Origin of the sequence: Microbacterium sp. P26, assembly GCF_023712585.1 — a bacterium.
Lineage (GTDB): Bacteria > Actinomycetota > Actinomycetes > Actinomycetales > Microbacteriaceae > Microbacterium > Microbacterium algihabitans_A.
This window is the reverse complement of sequence record NZ_JAMAXZ010000001.1, coordinates 526408-547454: the sequence shown is the minus strand read 5'-3', so window position 1 is coordinate 547454 and position 21047 is coordinate 526408. Positions and strand designations below refer to the sequence as shown.

At 70.4% G+C, this 21047-nt stretch carries 20 protein-coding genes; 12 read left to right on the top strand and 8 right to left on the bottom strand.

Annotation, left to right across the window (positions count from 1 at the left end; translation table 11 throughout):
- Nucleotides 1-47: 47 nt before the first annotated feature.
- The gene (locus M3667_RS02625) at nt 48-695 is read right to left on the bottom strand and encodes a nucleoside triphosphate pyrophosphatase (RefSeq protein ID WP_251504532.1); all 648 of its coding nucleotides are present in this window, start codon (nt 693-695) and stop codon (nt 48-50) included.
- A gap of 195 nt (nt 696-890) precedes the next feature.
- Here M3667_RS02625 and M3667_RS02620 point away from each other — a divergent pair, with 195 nt between their 5' ends.
- From M3667_RS02620 to M3667_RS02605, 4 genes are read left to right on the top strand one after another with little or no spacing between them, the layout of a single operon-like run.
- The gene (locus tag M3667_RS02620; protein WP_251504529.1) at nt 891-2147 is read left to right on the top strand and encodes a class I SAM-dependent RNA methyltransferase; all 1257 of its coding nucleotides are present in this window, start codon (nt 891-893) and stop codon (nt 2145-2147) included.
- 58 nt (nt 2148-2205) lie between these two features.
- Nucleotides 2206-2874: a response regulator gene (locus M3667_RS02615; protein WP_251504526.1), complete on the top strand. Its 669-nt coding sequence runs from the start codon at nt 2206-2208 to the stop codon at nt 2872-2874.
- Nucleotides 2867-4123 (top strand): ATP-binding protein, encoded by a 1257-nt coding sequence (locus M3667_RS02610; RefSeq protein ID WP_251504523.1) that lies wholly within the window; start codon nt 2867-2869, stop codon nt 4121-4123. The genes M3667_RS02615 and M3667_RS02610 overlap by 8 nt, the downstream gene beginning before the upstream one ends.
- The gene (locus M3667_RS02605; RefSeq protein ID WP_251504519.1) at nt 4120-5154 is read left to right on the top strand and encodes a hypothetical protein; all 1035 of its coding nucleotides are present in this window, start codon (nt 4120-4122) and stop codon (nt 5152-5154) included. Before M3667_RS02610 ends, M3667_RS02605 begins: the two co-directional genes overlap by 4 nt.
- 342 nt (nt 5155-5496) lie before the next feature.
- Here the strand turns inward: M3667_RS02605 and M3667_RS02600 are convergent, their stop codons facing one another.
- Together M3667_RS02600 and M3667_RS02595 are read right to left on the bottom strand one after the other, a co-directional pair.
- Nucleotides 5497-5733, bottom strand: coding sequence for an acyl-CoA carboxylase subunit epsilon (locus M3667_RS02600; protein ID WP_251504516.1), 237 nt, complete (start codon nt 5731-5733; stop codon nt 5497-5499).
- Nucleotides 5730-7328 (bottom strand): acyl-CoA carboxylase subunit beta, encoded by a 1599-nt coding sequence (locus M3667_RS02595; protein WP_251504513.1) that lies wholly within the window; start codon nt 7326-7328, stop codon nt 5730-5732. The genes M3667_RS02600 and M3667_RS02595 overlap by 4 nt, the downstream gene beginning before the upstream one ends.
- A gap of 148 nt (nt 7329-7476) precedes the next feature.
- Here M3667_RS02595 and M3667_RS02590 point away from each other — a divergent pair, with 148 nt between their 5' ends.
- The 6 genes from M3667_RS02590 to M3667_RS02565 all read left to right on the top strand — a co-directional run bounded on the left by M3667_RS02590 (nt 7477) and on the right by M3667_RS02565 (nt 13265).
- Nucleotides 7477-8259 (top strand): biotin--[acetyl-CoA-carboxylase] ligase, encoded by a 783-nt coding sequence (locus M3667_RS02590; RefSeq protein ID WP_251504511.1) that lies wholly within the window; start codon nt 7477-7479, stop codon nt 8257-8259.
- A gap of 50 nt (nt 8260-8309) precedes the next feature.
- Nucleotides 8310-8864 carry a PH domain-containing protein gene (locus tag M3667_RS02585; RefSeq protein WP_251504509.1) on the top strand — a complete coding sequence of 185 codons (555 nt, stop codon included), beginning with the start codon at nt 8310-8312 and terminating at the stop codon, nt 8862-8864.
- Between the two features lie 145 nt (nt 8865-9009).
- A complete protein-coding gene (locus tag M3667_RS02580) occupies nt 9010-10143 on the top strand; it encodes a 5-(carboxyamino)imidazole ribonucleotide synthase (protein WP_251504506.1) in 1134 nt (377 codons plus the stop codon).
- A 94-nt stretch (nt 10144-10237) separates the two neighbouring features.
- Nucleotides 10238-10705, top strand: coding sequence for a 5-(carboxyamino)imidazole ribonucleotide mutase (gene purE, locus M3667_RS02575; protein WP_251505059.1), 468 nt, complete (start codon nt 10238-10240; stop codon nt 10703-10705).
- Entirely contained in the window at nt 10702-12165 is a 1464-nt protein-coding gene (locus tag M3667_RS02570) for an LCP family protein (protein WP_251504503.1), read from the top strand. The genes purE and M3667_RS02570 overlap by 4 nt, the downstream gene beginning before the upstream one ends.
- Nucleotides 12162-13265, top strand: coding sequence for a glycosyltransferase (locus tag M3667_RS02565; protein ID WP_251504501.1), 1104 nt, complete (start codon nt 12162-12164; stop codon nt 13263-13265). Before M3667_RS02570 ends, M3667_RS02565 begins: the two co-directional genes overlap by 4 nt.
- A 77-nt stretch (nt 13266-13342) precedes the next feature.
- On the opposite strand, the gene M3667_RS02560 is transcribed toward M3667_RS02565, so the two are convergent.
- Together M3667_RS02560 and M3667_RS02555 are read right to left on the bottom strand one after the other, a co-directional pair.
- Complete coding sequence (locus M3667_RS02560) at nt 13343-14065, bottom strand: ABC transporter ATP-binding protein (RefSeq protein WP_154096041.1); 723 nt, start codon at nt 14063-14065, stop codon at nt 13343-13345.
- A gap of 7 nt (nt 14066-14072) precedes the next feature.
- The gene (locus M3667_RS02555; RefSeq protein ID WP_144828917.1) at nt 14073-14939 is read right to left on the bottom strand and encodes an ABC transporter permease; all 867 of its coding nucleotides are present in this window, start codon (nt 14937-14939) and stop codon (nt 14073-14075) included.
- 161 nt (nt 14940-15100) lie between these two features.
- Between M3667_RS02555 and M3667_RS16945 the strand changes: the two genes are divergently transcribed.
- Nucleotides 15101-16789, top strand: a complete 1689-nt coding sequence (locus tag M3667_RS16945; RefSeq protein WP_251504498.1) for a glycosyltransferase — start codon at nt 15101-15103, stop codon at nt 16787-16789.
- Nucleotides 16783-17706, top strand: coding sequence for a glycosyltransferase family 2 protein (locus M3667_RS02545; protein WP_251504495.1), 924 nt, complete (start codon nt 16783-16785; stop codon nt 17704-17706). Before M3667_RS16945 ends, M3667_RS02545 begins: the two co-directional genes overlap by 7 nt.
- Nucleotides 17707-17724: 18 nt before the next feature.
- Here M3667_RS02545 and M3667_RS02540 read toward each other — a convergent pair whose 3' ends face one another.
- The 3 genes from M3667_RS02540 to rfbA are packed head-to-tail and all read right to left on the bottom strand — an operon-like array spanning nt 17725 to nt 21007.
- Nucleotides 17725-19134, bottom strand: coding sequence for a bifunctional dTDP-4-dehydrorhamnose 3,5-epimerase family protein/NAD(P)-dependent oxidoreductase (locus M3667_RS02540; RefSeq protein ID WP_251505056.1), 1410 nt, complete (start codon nt 19132-19134; stop codon nt 17725-17727).
- Between the two features lie 5 nt (nt 19135-19139).
- The gene (gene rfbB / locus M3667_RS02535; protein ID WP_251504492.1) at nt 19140-20138 is read right to left on the bottom strand and encodes a dTDP-glucose 4,6-dehydratase; all 999 of its coding nucleotides are present in this window, start codon (nt 20136-20138) and stop codon (nt 19140-19142) included.
- Complete coding sequence (gene rfbA / locus M3667_RS02530) at nt 20138-21007, bottom strand: glucose-1-phosphate thymidylyltransferase RfbA (RefSeq protein WP_251504489.1); 870 nt, start codon at nt 21005-21007, stop codon at nt 20138-20140. The genes rfbB and rfbA overlap by 1 nt, the downstream gene beginning before the upstream one ends.
- Nucleotides 21008-21047 lie beyond the last annotated feature (40 nt).

Genomic DNA, 21047 nt, shown 5'->3' with positions numbered 1-21047 from the left:
CTTTTGACCCTCCTCGATAAGAAACGCCGAAAAACGTGTGAGGGAGTCTACGAACGGTTCCACAGGTCGGTCCACGAGCCGCCCAGTTCGCGCACCAGACGTCGGACCGTCGAGAGCGACATGCCCACCACCGTCGACGGGTCTCCGTCGACGCGCTCGATGAACGCCCCACCGAGACTGTCGACGGTGAAGGCCCCCGCCACCAGCAGCGGTTCGCCGGTGGCGACGTACGCGGCGATCTCGTCGTCGTCGACGTCGGCGGCGAAGGTCACCGAGGCCTCGGCGACGGCGTGGGCCTCCTGCAGCTCCGCGCCGGGGGAGAGGCGGAAGACGCTGTGTCCGGAGTGCAGCACCCCGGTGCGGCCCCGCATCCCGCGCCAGCGCGCGGTCGCGGCATCCGGGGTGTACGGCTTTCCGAGGATCTCGTCGCCCAGGGCGAACATCGAATCTCCCCCGATGACGAAACCGTCGAAGTCGGGCTCCTCCGCGCGCAGGCGGTGCGCGACGTCGGCGGCCTTGCGGCGCGCGAGGAGCAGCACGTGCTCGGGGGCGGGCAGGCGCCGCGCCTCGGCCGCCTCGACCTCCGCGATGACCGCCTCCTCGTCGACCCGGGGCGACCGCGCCTCGGGCTCGATGCCCGCCTGGCGCAGCAGCATGAGACGAGCGGGGGAAGTGGATGCCAAGCACACGCGCATGCGCCAACGCTACCCACGCTCCGGGGGCGTCCGGACTCTCGGGTCTCGGATAGCGAGGTGGCTGAGCGTGTCGAAGTCACCGGGCCGCGCGTGGGTCGCGGGCCCTTCGACAGGCTCAGGGATCCCCGTCGACAGGCTCAGGGACCTCCGTCCCGCGCCCGGCGCTCTCCCGGCCGCATGTGACAGGCTCGGAGGATGCACGACGGCGACCTCATCGAACTCGACATCACCGGCATCGCCCACGGCGGTGTCTTCGTCGGACGGCACGAGGGGCGCGTCGTCTTCGTGGCGGACACGCTGCCGGGCGAGCGCATCCGCGCCCGCCTCACCGACACGCGCAAGAAGTCGTTCTGGCGCGCCGACGCCGTGGAGGTGCTCGACGCCGCTCCCGAGCGCCGGCCGCACGTGTGGAGCGCCGCGGGTATCGACGTCGATCCGTCCGACCGCGTCGGCGGGGCGGAGTTCGGCCACATCGAGCTCGCCCACCAGCGGGCCCTCAAGCAGCGCGTCATCCGCGAGGCCGTCGAGCGCGTCGGCAAGCTCGAGCTGCCGGTCGAGGTCCGCGCCGCGGGAGACGCCGAGCACCCGGAGTCGGCCGACGGCACGGGCTGGCGCACGCGCGTGAGCCTGCACGTCGACGAGGCGGGCCGCGTCGGTGCCTACGCCGCCCGCTCGCACCACGTGGTGGAGACCCCCGACCTCCCCTTGGCGACGGATGCCGTGGCCCGCGCGGCCGCCGAAGCCCGGCACGCGGCGGCTCCGGGGCGTATCGACCTCGTCCAGCCGTCCGACGGTCGTGTGCGGGTCCTGCCGCGTCCCGAAGGCACGCGGTCGCACCCGGCACCCGAGGTCGTCGAGGAGCGCGTGGGCGACCGGGTCTTCCGCGTCGACGCGGGCGGCTTCTGGCAGGTGCACCGTCTCGCGGCGCACACCCTCACCTCCCTCGTCGCGGCGGAACTGGCCGCACAGGTCGGCGATCTCGATCCGGATGCCACCCACCTCGACCTCTACGGCGGTGTGGGCCTGTTCGCGGCGACCCTGGCCGAGGCGGGCGGCCCCGCCACCCGTGTGATCAGCGTCGAGTCGGACGCCCGGGCCACCGAGCACGCCGGCGAGAACCTCGCGGAGTGGATCGGCGCCCGCGCCGAGACCGCGCGGGTCGACCGCTTCGTCACCGCGCTCGCCGCCGACGCCTCCGCGCGCGAGCGCGAGCGCCTGTCGCGCGGAGTGGTGCTGCTCGACCCCCCGCGCGCAGGGGCCGGATGCCCCGCCGTCGAGGGGATCGCGGCCCTGTCGCCGGCCGCCGTCGTCTACGTTGCCTGCGATCCGGTGGCCCTGGCCCGCGACCTCGCGATCTTCGGCGAGCACGGGTACCGGACCGACGGCATCCGGGGCGTCGACCTGTTCCCGAACTCGCACCACGTCGAGGCCGTGACGGTGCTGCGCCGCTGACGCGCCCGCCGCGGGAGCGCTTCTGCGCGGCGAGGGCCCGCGCCGATACGATGTGGGGATGACGCGCGTCGCCCTCATCGATGACCACGAGTCGGTCCGGCTCGGGCTGGAGGCCGCCCTCGCGCGCACCGAAGCGACCGAGGTGGTCTTCTCGGGTGCCAACGTCGCCGCGTATCTCGACTGGCGCCGCGCTTCCGTCACCACTCCGGCCGACGTGGTGGTGCTCGATCTGACGCTCGGCGACGGCACCACGGTGTCGGAGAACGTCGATCGCGTCGTGCGCGACGGCTCGAGCGTCATCATCCACAGCGTCGCCGACCGCGCCGCCGCGGTGCGCGAAGCGCTCGCCGCCGGTGCGGCCGGAATCGTCAGCAAGTCCTCTCCCACCCACGAGGTGCTCGGCGCCATCCGCACCGTCGCCCGCGGCGAGCTGCTCGACAACGTCGAGTGGGCCAGTGCCGTCGAGGGCGATCGTGCCTTCGCCGACGCTCAGCTCTCGGTCCGCGAGCGCGAGGTCCTGCGCCTGTACGCCGCGGGCCTGCCGCTCAAGGCGGTCGCCGACCGGCTGGGCGTGGCCTACTCGACGGCCAAAGAGAACATCACCCGCGTCCGTGTGAAATACGTCGAGGTGGGGCGCCCGGCCCCCACCAAGGTCGACCTCCTGCGTCGGGCCATGGAAGACGGCATCCTGCATGACGCGCCCGATGACGCTCCCACCCATGGCTGAAATCGATCGGTCCGTGCTCGACGACGCGTGGGGGCGCATCCCCCACACCCGAGAGGGGCAGGCGGAGCAGGGATCGTTCACGCAGACGCGTATCGAACGCGTCATCACCCTCATCGTCGGTCCGGGTTCGCTCGTGCTCGGCGCCCAGGCCTTCGCCGCGGCCTTCGGCCCGGGAGACGAGGCCGAGGGGTGGCACGTCCCCCTGGTGCTGGCGGTGTTCGTTCCCCTGCTCGCGATGATCGTCGCGTGCACGATCGGGCGCTTCGCACGCGTGTTCTCGGGCATCTTCGCCGTGGTGTTCGTTCTCGCCCTCGCCCTGTGGCCGATCGCGACCGCGGGTGGGCCTGCGCCCGCGCCCACCGAAAATCCCTGGATCTTCTACCTCATCAACGTCGCCACGGTGGCGACCGTGGTGGCCTTCCCGATATCGCTGCAGATCACCTGGACGGTCGCGGCTCCTCTGCTGTTCGGCGTCGTCCGGCTCGTGCAGGCGGGCGGGCGCAGCGAGTTCATCCTGCCGATCGCGCTCGATGTGACCTTCGCCCTCATCCTCGGCAGCGTGCTGCTGACCCTGGGCTGGATGTACCGCTCGATCGCCGCCAACGTGGATCAGGCGCGCGCCTCCGCGGTGTCGAGCTACGCGTCGGCGGCGGCCACTGCTGCCACCGAGCACGAGCGCGTGGCGGTGGCCGCCCTCATGCACGACAGCGTGCTGGGCGCGCTGCTGGCCGCGGAGCGCGCCGCGACCCCCCGCGAACGCACGCTCGCGGTGAGCATGGCCCGTGAGGCGCTGACCCGTCTCGCCAACGCCGAGAAGGATCCCCTCGAGGGCAGCGACGAGCCCGTCGCCGCGCTGCGGTTGGCCGATGACATCGAGGCGGCCGCCCGCGAGCTGGGCGTCGAGCTGACCGTCGCCCGCGCCGTCGAGGAAGGCACCCCGCGCGTGCCCGGCCGCGTCGCCCGCGCTCTGGTGCTGGCCGCGCTGCAGGCCGTCGCGAACGCCGTGCAGCACGCCGACGCGCAGGGGCTCACCGTGCTGTTGACCGGCTCCTCGACCCCGGGCGGAGTGGCGGTGCGCGTTCGCGACACCGGACCCGGATTCGACGTCGCGGCGATCCCGGCCGATCGTCTCGGCATCCGCGGCTCGATCGACGCCCGCCTCGCCGCGGTCGGGGGGCGCAGCGAGATCGACTCCCACGCCGGGGGCACCACCGTCACCCTCGAGTGGGAGAGCGGTGACCGCTGGTGACCGTCCGCTCCATCCTCTCCGTCATCGGGCTCGCCTTCACGGCCTACCTCGCCGCCCGCGGCCTCATCTGGACCTCGCCCGACACCGTGGTGCGCGGATGGCTGCTGGTGGGCGCTCTGTTCCTCTACCTGCCGGTGACCTGGTTGTGGATCTTCGCGATCGGTGCGCGCGACCCGCGCGCCGAGGTCTCGTCGAACGCTCCGGCGCGGCTCCCCGGGTGGGGCGTCGCCCTCGCCCTCATCGTGGCCGTCCTCGTGTCGAACGCGCCGTTCCTCGCCGTCACGGCCGAGGGACGCGCCCAGCCCTTCGTCACCTGGGTGATCGGCGGGATCGGCGCGCTCATGACCATCGTCATGGTTCGCCGCCGCCCCGTGGTCGCGTGGACGGGCATGGCGATCCTCGCGGTGTCGACCTCGCTGTGGCTCGGCCCTCTCGAGGCCCTGAGCCTCGGGCTCGTGGGGTCGATCGTCTGGGTGTCGGCGGCGCAACTGGTCATGATCGCCCTCGACCGGGCAGCGCGCGACGCCGAGCATCTCGCCGAGCTGCAGCAGGCGGCATCCGCGTGGCAGGCCTCGCAGAGCGGACGACAGCGCGAGCGCCGCATCCACGTGCAGCGGGCGCTGCAGGCGGCGGGGCCGATCCTCGCGCGCACGATCGAGAACGGCGGCAACCTCCGTTCCACCGACAAGGAGGCCGCGCGTCGCGCCGAGGCGAGCCTGCGCGACGAGCTGCGCGGCAATCGCCTGCTCGACGACTCCGTCCGCTCGGAGATCGACGCCGCGCGGCGCCGCGGAGCGATCGTCAACCTCTTCGACGAGGGCGGGCTCGAGGGGATCCCCTCGGTGGACCTCGATGCGATCCGCGCCGAGTTGGCCGGGGTACTACGCGAGGCGGTGTCCGACCGCGTGATCATCCGCACCTCGCCGCACCATGAGATCGCCGTCACGGTGGTCGGACGCTCCACCGCCGATCAGGCCGGCGGCGACGACGACCACGTCGACCTCTGGCACGAGATCCGCCGCCCGCGCTGACCCCGCACCGACGGCGAGGCCCGAGCGCCGACTTCGGCAGCAGGCGACGCCGGATGCCGGCGCGCCCGCGCCCGCGAGACGGGGTCTCCGGCAGTGCGCCCGACCCACGGGGCAGACCCGGGGGGAGGCCGTCGACGCAGCGGGGAAAGAGGATGGGGTGAGGGGCGGCGATAGGCCGACCCCTCACCCGGGCGAACGGTTACCCGAAAACCGTCCGCGCGGCCGAATCCGGCTCGAAGGAGCGGTCCGGCCGAACGCGTGATGCGTTCCAGCTCCTCCAGTATTCGCGACGGTCAACGCGGCGTCTGTAGGTATTTCGGGGGACACTTCCCGTCCGAGCGGTCAGCCCGTGAAACCGTGCCACCCCGCGGAGCGGTTCAGCGGCGCACGCAGACCTCGCGCCGAGAGCTCCCACCGCGAGCGGGGCGCGTCGTCGGGCGCCGTGGCATCCGCCACCTCGCGCAGGTACGCCTCGCTGACCACGACGATCGCCGCGGCCAGCTCCTCTTCGGTCGGGGTTCCGCGCACGACCTCCGCCACGGCGGGCGGCAGGTCGGCGGCGGATGCGGCGTCGGTCACAGCGGGATGTTTCCGTGCTTCTTGGCGGGCAGGCTCGCGCGCTTGTTGCGCAGCGCCCGTAGGGCCTTGGCGATCGAGACGCGCGTCTGCGCCGGCTCGATGATGCCGTCGAGCTCACCGCGCTCGGCCGCCAGGAACGGCGACGCCACGTTGTAGGTGTACTCGTTGGCCAGGCGCGTGCGCACGGCCGCGACGTCTTCGCCGGCCTCTTCGGCGCGCTTGATCTCGCCGCGGTAGAGGATGTTGACCGCGCCCTGACCGCCCATGACGGCGATCTCGGCGGTGGGCCACGCGAGGTTGATGTCAGCGCCCAGCTGCTTGGATCCCATGACGATGTAGGCACCGCCGTAGGCCTTGCGCAGGATCACCGTCACCAGCGGCACGGTGGCCTCGGCGTAGGCGTACAGCAGCTTCGCGCCGCGACGGATGACGCCGGTCCACTCCTGGTCGGTGCCGGGGAGGTAGCCGGGCACGTCGACGAGGGTGACGATCGGCACCGAGAACGCGTCGCAGAAGCGCACGAAGCGGCTGGCCTTCTCACCCGCGTCGATGTTGAGGGTGCCGGCCATCTGCGAGGGCTGGTTGGCGATGATGCCGACCGTGCGGCCCTCGATGCGGCCGAAGCCGATCACGATGTTGGGCGCGAACAGCGGCTGCACCTCGAGGAACTCCGCCGCGTCGACGATGCCGTCGATCACGGTGTGGATGTCGTAGGGCTGGTTCGGGGAGTCGGGGATGACGGTGTTCAGCGAGCGATCGGCATCCGTCGTCTCGAACTCGAACGGCGTCTCGTACACCGGGATCTCGGCGAGGTTGTTGTCGGGCAGGTAGCCGATGAGGCCGCGCGCATAGTCGATCGCGTCGTCCTCGTCGTCGGCGAGGTAGTGCGCGACGCCCGAGCGGGTGTTGTGGGTGTGGGCTCCGCCGAGCTCCTCCATGCCGACGTCTTCGCCGGTGACGGTCTTGATGACGTCGGGGCCGGTGACGAACATCTGGCTGGTCTTGTCGACCATGATGACGAAGTCGGTGAGGGCGGGGGAGTACACCGCTCCACCGGCGGCGGGTCCCATGATGATCGAGATCTGGGGGATGACTCCGGATGCCGCGGTGTTCAGGCGGAAGATCTCGCCGTACTTGCCGAGGGCGACGACGCCCTCCTGGATGCGGGCTCCGCCGGAGTCGAGGATGCCGATGATCGGGATGCCGCTGCGCAGCGCCAGCTCCATGACCTTGATGATCTTGTCGCCGGCGACCTCGCCGAGCGAGCCGCCGAAGGTCGAGAAGTCCTGCGCGTACACCGCTACCGTGCGGCCGTGGATCGTGCCGGTGCCGGTGACGACCGAGTCGCCGTACGGGCGCGACTTGTCCAAGCCGAACGCGGTGGTGCGGTGGCGCACGTATTCGTCGAGCTCGACGAAGGAGCCGGGATCGACCAGCATCTCGAGCCGCTCGCGGGCGGTGAGCTTGCCCTTCGCGTGCTGCTTGTCGCGGGCGGCGGCTTCGGCGTCGACGACCGCCTCCTGGAACCTGCTGCGCAGGTCGGCGATCTTGCCGGCGGTGGTGAAGAGATCGGGCTGGTCGGTCACGCTTTCCACCCTAGCGACAGCGTCGGCGCGCACGTTGGAGGGTGCGCACAAGCGAACCGGCGAGGCGCTGTGGCATCCGGCCATCGCGGCATGGAGGGGCCGATGCCGTCGGCGCAACCGGATGCCGCGCACCGGGCCGGTTGCCTAGGGTGTGGTCATGCCGATCCCCGCAGCCGGATACCCGCTCGCCGCCGCCCACAGCCCTCGTCTCCAGGTCGTCGAGACCACCGACTCCACGAACGCCGACGTCGTCGCCGCCGTCGCCGCCGACCCCGACGGGTGGCCGCACCTGTCGCTGCTCGTCACCGACGACCAGCGCGCCGGCCGCGGCCGCCTCGACCGGTCGTGGACGGCCCCCGCCGGAACGGCGCTCGCCGTGTCGGTGGTCGTCGACGCGACGATGGTCCCGCCCGCGCTGCGGGGCTGGATCCCCCTCGCCGCGGGAGCCGCGATGACGCGCGCGATCGGCCATCAGCTGACCGGCCACGGCGGCACCGCCGAGCTGAAGTGGCCGAACGACGTGCTCGTGGACGGGGGCAAGATCTGCGGCATCCTCGCCGAGGTCGTGCCCGGCGACCCCGACACGGTCGTGGTGGGCGCGGGAGTGAATACGCGCATGACCCGCGCCGATCTGCCCGTGACCACGGCGACCTCGTTCGCCGCGATCGGTGCCGAGTGCGACGACGACCAGCTCCTCGCCGATTACCTCGACGACCTGTCGAAGACGCTCGCCCGCCTGACCCACGACGACATCGACCGCGTCAACCGCGAGATCGAGAAGCTGTGCGTCACGGTGGGGCGCGAGGTCGCGGTGGCGATGCCCGACGGGACGACCCTGGCGGGCACCGCGGTGCGCATCGATCCCGACGGACGCCTGGTCGTGGCATCCGGAACGATCGAGACCATCGTCTCGGCCGGCGACGTCGTGCACGTGCGCTGAAGCCCGCGTGGCATCGGGATCGCACAGGCTCCACCACGCACAATGAGAGCGTGACCCAGCCGTCGAGCTCGATCGGACGCCCGCGTACGCCGGCGCCGGGGGCCGCCGCGCCTGAACTGCGCATCGCGCGCCTGCGCTCGCACGCGCGGCGCCTGTCGCTCTCGGCCCTCGTGCTGATCGGCGTCGCCGGGGCCACCGCCTACTTCTACGACAACCTGCCCGAACCCTACGAGAACTGGATGCTGCTGACCGCGGCGGGGACTCTCGTGCTGCTGCTCGTGGTGGTGCCCTACCTCGTCTGGCTCTCGCACACGTGGACCATCACCACGCGGCGGGTGATCGAGCGCTCGGGACTGTTCGGAACGAGTCAGCGGGAGATCTCGCACGTGCGCGGCTACGCGATCCAGATGCGCCGCGGGATCCTCCAGCGCCTGTGGGGAGCCGGCACCCTCAGCCTGTCGAACGGCGTCGAGCCGCCGCTCCGGATGAAGAACGTGCCGAACGCCGTGCTCGTGCACGAGACGCTCGTCGACCAGGTCGAGGTGAACCAGATCCTCGCGCACCGCGACTCGCAGACCTTCGGTTCGGGCTCGATCGAGACCTGAGGCTCGCCGGGGCGACGCGGTCTGCCGGTTGCGGTCCCTTCGACAGGCTCAGGGACCTCCGGCGGGCTCGGGGGCCTGAGGGGGCGCGCCCGGCTCGCATCGCCGCGCGCGGCCCGTCAGAATGGGAGCCGACGGAAGGAGCGGCATGGCGCTGCGAGTCGGAGTGGTCGGTGGCGGACAGCTGGCGCGGATGATGATCGCGCCCGCCGTCGAGCTGGGTGTCGAGATCCGCGTTCTCGCGGAGACCGAGGGCATGTCGGCGGCGCTCGCCGCGACGGCCGTCGGCGACTACCGCGACGCCGAGACGGTGCTCGCCTTCGCCCGCGACGTCGACGTCATCACCTTCGACCACGAGCACGTGCCGCAGGACGTGCTCGCCGCGCTCGTCGCCGCCGGTGTCGCCGTGCACCCGGGGCCGGCGCCTCTCGGCGTCGCGCAGGACAAGCTCGTCATGCGCGCGAGGATGGCCGAGCTCGGCCTGCCCCAACCCGATTGGGCCGCCGTGTCCTCAGCATCCGATCTGCAGGACTTCCTCGACGCCCACGGGGGTCGTGCGGTCGTGAAGACCCCGCGCGGCGGGTACGACGGCAAGGGCGTGCGCGTCGTGTCGGCCGCGACCGAGGCCGACGACTGGTTCGCAGCTCTCGCCGAAGACGCGGGCGGCGGCTCGCTCCTGGTCGAAGAACTGGTCGACTTCACGCGCGAGCTCGCGCAGCAGGTCGCGCGTCGCCCGTCCGGAGAGGTGCGCGCGTACCCCGTGGTCGAGACCGTGCAGCGCGGGGGCGTGTGCGCCGAGGTCGTCGCCCCGGCGCCCCGTGCCGACGCCCGCGTCCAGCGCGTCGCCGCAGAGATCGGCGTCGCGGTCGCCGAGGGGCTCGGCGTCACCGGCATGCTCGCCGTCGAGCTCTTCGAGACCACCGATGAGCGCATCCTCATCAACGAACTGGCCATGCGGCCGCACAACAGCGGTCACTGGACCCAGGACGGCGCCGTCACCAGCCAGTTCGAGCAGCACCTGCGTGCGGTGCTCGACCTCCCTCTGGGAGCGACGGATGCCGTGGCCCCGTGGACCGTCATGATCAACGTGCTGGGCGGCCCGGCCGAGGGCACCCTCGACGAGCGGTTCGCCGGCGCCATGGCCGCGCACCCCTCGGCCAAGATCCACACCTACGGCAAGGACCCGCGCCCGGGCCGCAAGGTCGGGCACGTCAACGTCGTCGGCGACGACCTCGACGACGTCGTCTACGAAGGACGAGCGGCGGCCGCGTTCTTCGACTGAGCGCGCCGCTCCGCGATCTTTCAGCGGGCGCGCCTAGCCTGGACCGGTGACCCGGCCGCTGCATTCCTCCGAGACGCCCGTGGTCGGCGTCGTCATGGGCTCCGACTCCGATTGGCGCGTCATGGACGCCGCCAGTCAGGTGCTGACCGAGTTCGGCATCCCCCACGAGGTCGAGGTCGTCTCGGCCCACCGCACCCCCGACAAACTCGTGCGCTACGGCCGGGAGGCTCGGGGCCGCGGTCTGCGCGCGATCATCGCCGGGGCCGGGGGAGCGGCGCACCTGCCCGGCATGTTGGCCTCGGTCACTTCGGTGCCCGTGATCGGCGTGCCCGTGCAGCTGGCCACCCTCGACGGGCTCGACTCGCTGCTGAGCATCGTGCAGATGCCCGCGGGGATCCCGGTGGCCACCGTCTCGATCAACGGCGCGAAGAACGCCGGTCTACTGGCGGCGCGGATCCTCGGCAGCGCCGACGCCGACATCGCGGACCGCATCGAGGCCTACGCCCGCGACCTCGAACAGCAGGTGGAGGAGAAGAACCGCCGCCTGAAGGATTCCCTGTGACCCTCGCGGCTCCGCGCCCCCGCGCGCAGGAGCGACTCGTCGACGCTCAGCCGCTGCGACACCCCGACGCCACCTCGACCGAGGTCATGACGCGCCGCGGGTGGTGGCTCGTCGTGCTGAACTTCCTGCTCCCCGGTTCGGCGCAGGTGCTGGCCGGCAACCGTCGACTGGGCCGGTTCGGACTCGGGGCGACGCTGCTCATGTGGACCGTGCTCGTGCTGACCGGGCTGTTCGCCCTGCTGTCGCCGAGCGTGCTGTTCGCCGTCGCGACCGGGTCGTTCATCCCCGACTTCCTGTCGTGGTTCCGTCCGCTCCCGCTCACGATCGTGCAGATCGCGCTCGTCGCCTACGCGATCCTGTGGATCGTGCTGACCATCGACACCCTGCGGCTCGTGCGGCTGGTGCGGGTCGGACCGCTCGCGCGCGTCGGCATGACGGTCGTCTCGGTCGGGCTGCTCGTGCTCTCGGGCTCGGGCGCCGCCTGGGCCGCGCAGGCCGCGGGCACCACGCGCGACGCGTTCTCGGAGCTCTTCGCGCAGTCGGCACCGGTGGTCCCGCCCTCCGACGGGTACTACAACATCCTGCTGCTGGGCGCCGATTCGGGCGAGGGGCGCGACTCCATGCGCTTCGACAGCATCTCGGTCGTCTCGATCAACGCCGACACCGGGGCGACGACGATCACCGGCATCCCCCGCGACATGCCGCACTTCCCGTTCGCCCCCGGACCCATGCAGGACGAGTATCCGAACGGTCACACCGGCTACGCGAACGCGACGTGCGGGTGGGGCAGCGGCATCAACCAGCTCAAGACCGAGGTCGAGATCTGCCAGGACGGCACCAAGCTCTACCCCGATGCGAAGGCGAACGGCTCCGAGCCCGGCATCGAGGCGACCAAGGATGCGGCCGAAGGCATCCTCGGCATCCAGATCCCCTACTACGTGCTCATCGACATGAAGGGCTTCGCCGACGTGGTCGACGCCCTCGGCGGCGTCGACATCAACGTGCAGGAGCGCCTGCCCAAGGGTGGACCCGCCTATGACGGCCAGCCCGTGGACGATTGGGCCTTCGGGTGGATCGAGCCCGGCCAGCAGCACATGGACGGCGACACCGCCCAGTGGTACGCCCGCTCGCGCTACACGACGAGCGACTTCGACCGGATGCGCCGCCAGCGCGAGCTGCAGGAGACGATCCTCGCGTCGTTCACCCCGCAGAACGTGCTCACGCACTTCCAGGAAGTCGCGAACGCCGGCACGAACGTCGTCGAGACCGACCTACCCCAGGGACTCATCGCCCCCACGCTCGTCAACCTCGCCCTCAAAGCGAAGGATCAGCCCGTCGGCACGCTCGAGCTCACCCCGGCGGGCGGCGTCGACGAGTTCGATCCCGATTACGACCAGGTGAAGCAGATGGTGCAGGCCAAGCTCCATCCCCCGACCGAAACGGAGAGCCCCGCGCCGTGACCGTCACCCTCCGCGTCGTCCTCGACCAACTCGTCGCCCCGACCTCGCGTGACCTGGCTGAGGCCTCCGCGTCGCTGACCGAGGCACTCGTCGCCACGGCCCCTTGCGGCTGCGACGTCGCCGCCATCGTGCCCTCACCCGGCCTCGGCGACGACCATGTCATCGAGGGGCTGAGCTCCGAGACCCGCCTGGCCGTGCGTCGACGCGAGCTCGCGGCGTCGTGGCAGCTGGGAGTGGCCCCCGGCATCGGCAAGGGGCTCATCCATTCGCCGACGCCCCTGGCTCCGCTCGTCCGCCACGACCGCGTCAACGAGACGCACCAGATCGTCGTGACCCTCTGGGAGCTGCGTGCGTGGGAGACGCCCGATGAGCTGCCGAAGTCCGAGGTGCTCGCCGCGCGCGCCCTGCTCTCACGGATCGGCAAGCATGCCGACGCCGTGATCGTCCCGACGCACGCGATGGCCGAGCGTCTCACCGAGATGGCCAAGCCGAAGCTCGCGAAGAAGGTGCGCGTGCTGGGGGGAGCCCCCGCCGCGGGCCTGCGCGTACCGACCGACGCCGTGGGACGCCTGCGCCACCTCGATCTGCCGTCGTCGTTCATCGCCGCGGCCGGGACTGCCGCGGCATCCGACGATCTCTCCTCCGTCTTCGCCGCGATCGCCGAGGCGGGCGACGACCTCGACGTCGTGATCCTCGACGTGCCCGAGGGCGAGGAGGCCTCGGTGAGCGACCTCGCTGTCGCCGCCGGCCTCACGGCAGCGCGCGTGCACACGCGGGGCTCGCTCGACGGCCTCGACCGCGCTGCGGTGCTCTCGCACGCGAGAGCCTTCGTCGCCGCGAGCTCCCGCACCGACTGGCCGTGGCGGGCCGTCGACGCCCTCGCGCTGGGGGTGCCCATCGTCGCGCTCGACACCCCCGTGCATCGGGAAGTCTTGGCGGATGCCGCGGCCTTCGCCACCTCCGACGAACTCGGCCCCGCCCTCGTGCGCGCCCTGGGCGACGACGCCGACCGGCTGCGCGTGCTCGCGGGCGACCGCGCGAAGGGCTTCGCCTGGCCGGCGTTGGCCGAGCGCGTGTGGGCCCTGCACGCCGAGCTCTGAGTCACGGCATCCGGATCAGCCCCCACCGGGGTGAAACGCGTGCCCTCCGCGTGACCTCGCCGCGCGATCGGGTGAGGTTACTGGCGCATGAGCTCGACGGCGCGCTTGCTGTCGCCGTCGAAGGCCACGTTCCCCTCGCGCAGCAGGATGCCGCGACCGCACAGGTTCGACACCATGTCGAGGTCGTGGCTGACCACCACGAGCGTCTTGCCCGCGTCGTGCAGCTGACGGATCCGGGCCAGGCACTTCTGCTGGAACGGCTCGTCACCGACCGACAGGATCTCGTCGATCAGCAGCACGTCGACCTCGGTGTGGATCGCCACCGAGAACGCCAGGCGCAGGAACATGCCCGAGGAGTAGTGCTTGACCTCGGTGTCGATGAACTTCTCGATCTCGCTGAACGCGACGATGTCGTCGAAGCGTTCCTCGGTCTCGCGCTTGGTCATGCCCAGGATCGCGGCGTTGAGGAAGATGTTCTCGCGACCCGACAGGTCGGGGTGGAAGCCGGCGCCGACCTCGATGAGACCCGCGACCCGTCCGCGGGTGCGCACCGCACCGCTGTCGGGGCTGAGCACGCCCGAGATGAGCTTGAGCATGGTCGACTTGCCCGAGCCGTTGAAGCCCAGCAGCGCCACCGCCTCGCCCTGCGCGATCGAGAACGAGACGCCGTCGAGCGCGTGGAAGTCGGTGGTGAGGGGCTTGCGGCGGACGGCCGCGAGGAAGGTCTCTTTGATGCTGTGCGTGTGGCGCAGCTTGAAATCCTTGTGCACCTCGTCGACCACGACGCTCGGCTCGGTCATGGTGTGATCAGAGGTCCTGGGCAAAGCGACCCTCCAGACGGCGGAACACGAGCTGGCCCACGAGAAGGAAGGTCAGCGAGACCACGACGGCGACGCCCGAGTACGCGAGCAGGCCGGGGAGGACCTGTCCGCCCTGCGGGTCGAGGGGGTACCAGACGCCGTAGTGGAACAGCTCGACGGCGACGGTGAGCGGGTTCAGTCGGTAGAGCACGAACAACCAGTGCGGAACCTGGTTGGCGACCATCTCCCACTGGTACATCACGGGCGAGGCCCACACGGCGCACATGACGATGATCTCGACGAAGCTCTGCGCGTCGCGGAAGGTGACGTTGATTGCTCCGAAGAGCAGCCCCAGTCCGGTCGCCAGCAGCGCGATGATCACGAGGGCGAGCAGCAGGGCCCCGATGTGCAGCAGAGTGGGCGCCCAGCCGAAGATCATCGCGATGATGAGCACCACGACGATCTGCGGCAGCGTGTTGACCGCGGCGATGAGCATGCTCGACACCGGGAACATCTCTCGCGGCAGGTAGATCTTCTTGATCAGGGCGGCGTTGTCGATGAGCGAGCGGGTGCCGTTCGAGAACGCCTCGTTGAAGAAGGTGATGATCGTGTTGCCGGCGAGCAGGTAGATCGGGAAGAACTCGACCCGGCCGTTCATGCCGAGGAAGACGCCGATGGCCAGGAAGAACACGACGAACTGCACGAGCGGCTTGACGTACGACCACAGCCAGCCCAGGACCGACCCGCGGTAGCGGATCTGGATCTCTTTGCGGACGATCAGCGACAGGAGGTACCGCCGTCGGAAGACGTCGAGGAGTCCGACGCTTCCGCCCGGTTGCGTGAGCACGGAGGGCTCGGGCGATCTGCGGGACATTGCCCTCCTTGAGGCAGTGGATGGGGGGAGGGGCGGCGGGAAGCCCCGGCGCGGAACGGGCCGCCCTCGATCCTAACCGGTCGCCCACAGGGAGCCCCCCACGTGGGTTGCTAGGATCACCGAGTCGCCCCCCGCCCGACGAAGAAAGAACTCTCCTCGCTGTGAAACTCGAAAGCGTCCTGGGCCAACCGGCTCTCTTCCAGCTGACGGCGGAGGCGGACGTGCCCACCGAGCTGTCGGAACGAGAGCGTCGACTGCTGGTCGGAGCGCTGAACTTCCACGCTCTCACCGCCCCGGGTCGCGAGATCGACGCGCACGTCTACGACGGCACGTGGGAGCTCGAGCCGCGCACGACCGACGACGCCACCTTCGACGGTCTGTCGCGCATCTTCCGCAAGCGCCTCTACAGTCTGCGCTTCCGCAGCACCGTCGAGCCCGAAGACCGCCGGCACATCCGCGCCGAGGCCGTCGCCGACGCGATGATCGATCTGCCGCAGCGCCACCTCTACGTCTCGAGCGACGCCGCCCTCGACTTCGACCCGCCCCGCCACCTCGCCCGCGATCCGCTGCGTCGCGTGCTGCGCGCTGTGCGCGCCCGCACCCCTCTGCTCTACGATGAGGCGCGCGACCTCGAGCTGCTGCGCCACCGCCGCAGCTACGCCAAGCCGGCCGCCCGTCGCCAGTACGACAAGGAGTTCACCGGCAAGGGCCATCACGCCACGAGCGAGATCGTGCCGGTCGGGCCCGCCGAAGAGGGGGCCATCCCCGCCGTCCTGATCGGCATCCACTGGTTCGAACTCGGCGGCGCCGAGCGCTGGGCGTTCGAGACCATCCGACTGGTGCGCGAAGCGGGCTTCCTCCCCATCGTGATCAGCGGTCGCGACTCCCACCAGCCGTGGATCACGCGCGCCGAGCTCGACGGCGCCGTCATCATCCCCTTCTCCGAGCACATCGCCCGCTCGCAGACGCCCGGCGTCGAGCAGCTGCTGCGCGGTCTGCTGCGCTCGTTCGACATCCGCGGCGTCGTGGTGCACCACAACCAGTGGCTGTACGACCGCCTGCACTGGATCCGGCGCTCGCGCCCCGACATCCCCATCATCGACTCGACGCACGTGATCGAGTACCGCGGCGGCGGCTTCCCCGTCTCGAGCGTGATGGTCGACGGCGTCATCACCGCGCACCACGTCATCTCCCCGTCGCTGAAGCGGTGGATGACGCAGGTGCAGGGCGTGCCCGCCTCGAAGGTGGTCATGGCGCCCCTCGGCGGCCTCACCGTCGCCCCCGGCGACGCGCAGTTCCGCCCGCGCCGCGACGGCACCCCCTTCACCGTGGCCTTCGTGGGACGCACGGCGCGGCAGAAGGCCCCCGAGGTCTTCGTCGAGATGGTCAACCGCCTCGGCGACGCCGCCGCGCAGATGCGCTTCATCCTGCACGGAGACGGCGACATGTCGGCCTGGATCGACGACATCATCCGCAACGAGGGCCTGGTCGACCGCATCGAGCGGCGCTCCTCCCGCGTGCCCGTCGACGACACCCTCGCCGAGAGCGACCTGCTCGTGGTCACCTCCCACAACGAGGGACTGACCCTCACCACGCTCGAGGCGATCTCGCACGGCGTGCCGGTGGTGTCCACCGACGTGGGTGCGCAGTCCGACCTGGTCCCCGCGCGCGCCCTCGTGCCGCGCAACGTCCACCGCGCCGTGGCGGGTCTCGCCGACAAGGTGCGCTGGCTCGCCGCCGACGAAGACGCGCGCCGCCAGCTGTGGACGGACGAACGAGAAGCAGAGAAGCGGCTCCTGGCCGCCCAGACGGCGAGCAGCTGGTTCGCACAGGAGGTGGGCTCATGGTGACGGTCGCCGCAGTCGTGGTCACGTTCAACCGACTCGAGAAGCTGAAGACTGTGCTCGCCTCGCTCGAGGCGCAGACGCACGCACCCGCGAAGGTGTTCGTCATCGACAACGCCTCGACCGACGGCACCGCGGCGTACCTGCTCGAGCGCGAGTGGACGCTGCCCTACGAGGTCGTGACGATGTCGACGAACTCCGGCGGAGCCGGCGGCTTCGCCGAGGGCATGGTGCACGGGTACGCCTCGGGCGCCGACCACGTGTGGATCATGGACGACGACTGCTACCCGCGCCCAGAGGCGCTGGAGGCGCTCGTGCGCGGGTTCGAGCAGTCGGTGGCGGAGCTCGGCGGCGATGTTCCGTTCGCGTGCTCGGTCGTCGAGTACATCGACGGCAACATCTGCGAGATGAACAACCCCGTCCCCACGTGGGACTGGGCGCGTCTGCTGGTCAAGGGGCAGTCGAACGTCATGGTCACGGCCTGCTCGTTCGTCAGCGTGCTCATCCCGCGCTGGGCGATCGCGGAGTACGGCCTGCCGTACCGCGACTACTTCATCTGGTTCGACGACCGCGAGTACACCCTGCGCCTGACGCGGCGGTGCCCGGGCGTGCAGGTCATGGACAGCGTCGTCGTGCACGACATGGGGGAGAACCGCGGTGTGAACTTCAGCATGGTGGATGCCAAGAGCGTGTGGAAGTTCGCGTACGGCGTGCGCAACGAGGCGTCGTACCAGCTGCACCACCGCGGCCTGCTGTACTTCCTCGAGTTCGGTGCGCGCCTGTTCGTCAGCCTGCACCGCGGACGTGTCTCCCTGCCCCTGCGGGCCAAGCTGCTCGGACGCCTGTTCGCGGGCATCGGGTTCAACCCGAAGATCGAGTACCCCGAACGTCGCCCGCAGCGCGAGGAGCTCGAGGAGGTCTGACGACCGCCCCGGGGGGACTCACGGCGCGAGGTACGCCCGCAGCCCGCTGAGTCCGTCGACCGGCTCGAATCCGGCGGCCCCGATCTTGCCCAGGTCGAGGCCGCTGTTCGCGGGTCGCGGGGAGATCGGGCGGTCGCTGTCGGCGAAGTACTCCGCCGTCGTGGTGTCGATCACGTTGGACGGATCGGCGCCGACGATGCGGTAGACCTCGCGGGCGATGTCGGCCCAGCTCACGACCTCGCCGCTGCTCGAGAGGTTGTACGTCCCGTATGCGGCGTTCGAGTCGCGAAGGTGCCGGATGCCGGCGGCGATGTCGTCGGCGAACGTCAGTCTGCCCCGCTGGTCTGCCACCACTCGGGGGGAGACGCCTCGGCGGGCGAGATCGGCCATGATGCTGACGAAGTTGCGGCCGCCACCGACGACCCAGCTCGATCGCACGATGTAGTGACGGGGGGCCGTCGCGGCGGCGAGGTCGCCGGCGGCCTTGCTCTGACCGTAGACGCCGAGGGGGCTGAACGGATGGGACTCGTCGTAGAGCCCGTCGGCGGCCCCGTCGAAGACGTAGTCGCTCGAGATGTGCACCAGCGTGAGGTCGTTCTCGGCAGCGACCGCGGCCAGACGCGCGACGCCGGCTGCGTTGGCCTGCCAGGCGTCCGCGCGACCGGTGGGCGTCTCGGCTTCGTCGACGGCGGTGTACGCCGCTGCGTTGATGATCGCGGAGTAGTCGCGCCAATGGCGTGCGGTGGCGAGATCGGCTCCGGACAGGTCGAGGTCTGCACGCGTGGCGAACTCGACGGACGGGTCGTCACCGTACACGGCGCGCAGCGCCTGGCCCACCTGTCCGTTCGCTCCGAGCACGAGAGTGCGCCGCGCGGGCATGGCGACGACATCGGCCAGCCGCGGGTGTGCGAGGTCTTTCGCGCTCATCTCGGCGTCGGCGAGGGGGATGGGCCAGTCGATGGCGGCGGTTTCGTCGGCGAGGTTGAGGAAGGTGTAGGTCGCGTCGGGTGACCAGTGGTCGGTGACGAGGTAGGTGTAGGCCGTGTCGGGCTCGAGGGTCTGGTACGAGTTTCCGACGCCGCGCGGTACGAACACGGCTGTGCCGGGGTCGATGGTGGTGGCGAAGGTCGTTCCGAAGGTGGGTCCTTCTCTCAGGTCGACCCAGGCGGCGAAGACGCGTCCGGTGGCGACGGAGACGTATTTGTCCCAGGGTTCGGCGTGGATGCCGCGGGTGGTGCCGACGGCGTCGTTGAAGGAGATGTTGTTCTGCACCGGGCGGAAGTCGCGCAGACCGAGGGCGGTCATCTTCTCGCGTTGCCAGTTCTCTTTGAACCAGCCGCGGGAATCGCCGTGGACGGGAAGGTCGACGACCAGCAGCCCGGGTATTGCGGTGGCGCGGACGTTCAGCTCGTTGCCGAATGCGGTCACCGGCGTCACTGCCCCTTGCTGGCGTAGAAGGCTTCGACGCCGTCTTTGGCGGGGGCCCACCAGGCTTCGTTGTCGCGGTACCAGTCGATGGTCGCGGCAAGACCCGACGCGAAGTCGCCGTAGGTGGGGGTCCATCCCAGTTCGGTGCGCAGTTTGGTGGAGTCGATCGCGTAGCGCAGGTCGTGACCGGGACGGTCGGTGACCAGGTCGTACGCATCGGCGGGGTGCCCGGTGATCTGCAGGATCATCTCCACGACGCTCTTGTTGTCTTTCTCCCCGTCCGCACCGATGAGGTAGGTCTCACCGATCCGACCTTTGTCGAGGATGGTGAGCACGGCGGAGGAGTGGTCGTCCGCGTGGATCCAGTCGCGCACGTTCTCGCCCGTGCCGTACAGCTTCGGGCGGATGCCGCGCAGCACGTTGGTGATCTGGCGGGGGATGAACTTCTCCACGTGCTGGTAGGGGCCGTAGTTGTTGGAGCAGTTGCTGATCGTCGCGCGGACCCCGAAGGAACGCACCCACGCCCGCACCAGCAGATCCGACCCCGCCTTGGTGGATGAGTACGGGGAGGAGGGGTTGTACGGGGTCTGCTCGGTGAAACGGGCCGGGTCATCGAGTTCGAGGTCGCCGTAGACCTCGTCGGTGGAGATGTGATGGAACCGCGTCTCGTGACGGCGCGCGGCTTCCAGCAGGGTGTAGGTGCCGATGATGTTGGTGTCCAGGAACGGACGCGGGTCGTGCAGGGAGTTGTCGTTGTGCGACTCGGCGGCGTAGTGCACCACCGCGTCCGCCTCCGCGACGAGGGGATCCACGACAGAGGCGTCGGCGATGTCGCCCACCACCAGGCGCACCCGCTCGGCGGGGAGTCCGGCGAGGGAGGCTTCGTTGCCGGCGTAGGTGAGCTTGTCCAGCACCGTCACGGTGTGATCGGTGTGCTCCACGACGTGGTGGACGAAGTTGGATCCGATGAACCCGGCGCCGCCGGTGACGAGAAGGTGCGCCATCAGCGGCCTCTTTCCAAAATCTCCAGCAGGTACGACCCGTACCCGGACTTCACCAGCTTGTGCGCACGCTCGGCGACCTCGTCATCGGTGAGGAACCCCTGCCGCCACGCGACCTCCTCCGGCACCCCGATCCGAAGCCCCGTGCGCCGCTCCATCGTGCGGACATAATCCGCGGCATCGGTCATCTGATCGAACGTGCCCGTGTCCAGCCACGCCGTCCCGCGGGGGAGGACCTCGACCTGGAGCTTGCCGCGGCGCAGGTACTCGGCGTTGATGTCCGTGATCTCGTACTCGCCCCGGGGAGAAGGAGCGAGGTTGCGGGCGATGTCGATCACGTCGTTGTCGTAGAAATACAACCCCGGGACGGCGTAGTTCGACTTCGGGGCCGCGGGCTTCTCCTCCAGGGAGACCGCCTTACCGTCATCGTCGAACTCGACCACCCCGTACGCGGACGGCTCCGCCACCCAGTACGCGAACACCGCCCCACCGTCGACGTCGGCATAGCGCTTGAGCTGCGTGCCCAGGCCGGGACCGTACAGAAGGTTGTCGCCCAGGACGAGGGCGACCTTGTCATCGCCGATGAAGTCCGCACCGATCGTGAACGCCTGCGCCAACCCATCGGGGGAGGGTTGCTGCGCGAACTGCAGGTTCACCCCGAACTGCGATCCGTCGCCGAGCAGCCGCTCGAAGAACGGCGCATCATGCGGAGTCGTGATCACCAGAATGTCGCGGATGCCGGCGAGCATCAACGTCGACAACGGGTAGTAGACCATCGGCTTGTCGTACACCGGGATCAACTGCTTCGACACGCCCAAAGTGATCGGATGCAGACGCGTGCCGGAACCCCCGGCGAGAATGATGCCCTTCACGCGTCAATCGTGCCATAGGTCGTTGCGCGGCTCCGACGGC

Excerpts from the sequence above, each read along its gene's own strand:
- M3667_RS02625 (WP_251504532.1), bottom strand. The coding sequence starts at position 695 with ATGCGCGTGTGCTTGGCATCCACTTCCCCCGCTCGTCTCATGCTGCTG.
- M3667_RS02620 (WP_251504529.1), top strand. The coding sequence starts at position 891 with ATGCACGACGGCGACCTCATCGAACTCGACATCACCGGCATCGCCCAC.
- M3667_RS02615 (WP_251504526.1), top strand. The coding sequence starts at position 2,206 with ATGACGCGCGTCGCCCTCATCGATGACCACGAGTCGGTCCGGCTCGGG.
- M3667_RS02610 (WP_251504523.1), top strand. The coding sequence starts at position 2,867 with ATGGCTGAAATCGATCGGTCCGTGCTCGACGACGCGTGGGGGCGCATC.
- M3667_RS02590 (WP_251504511.1), top strand. The coding sequence starts at position 7,477 with ATGCCGATCCCCGCAGCCGGATACCCGCTCGCCGCCGCCCACAGCCCT.
- M3667_RS02580 (WP_251504506.1), top strand. The coding sequence starts at position 9,010 with ATGGCGCTGCGAGTCGGAGTGGTCGGTGGCGGACAGCTGGCGCGGATG.
- purE (WP_251505059.1), top strand. The coding sequence starts at position 10,238 with ATGGGCTCCGACTCCGATTGGCGCGTCATGGACGCCGCCAGTCAGGTG.
- M3667_RS02560 (WP_154096041.1), bottom strand. The coding sequence starts at position 14,065 with ATGACCGAGCCGAGCGTCGTGGTCGACGAGGTGCACAAGGATTTCAAG.
- M3667_RS02555 (WP_144828917.1), bottom strand. The coding sequence starts at position 14,939 with ATGTCCCGCAGATCGCCCGAGCCCTCCGTGCTCACGCAACCGGGCGGA.
- M3667_RS02545 (WP_251504495.1), top strand. The coding sequence starts at position 16,783 with ATGGTGACGGTCGCCGCAGTCGTGGTCACGTTCAACCGACTCGAGAAG.
- rfbB (WP_251504492.1), bottom strand. The coding sequence starts at position 20,138 with ATGGCGCACCTTCTCGTCACCGGCGGCGCCGGGTTCATCGGATCCAAC.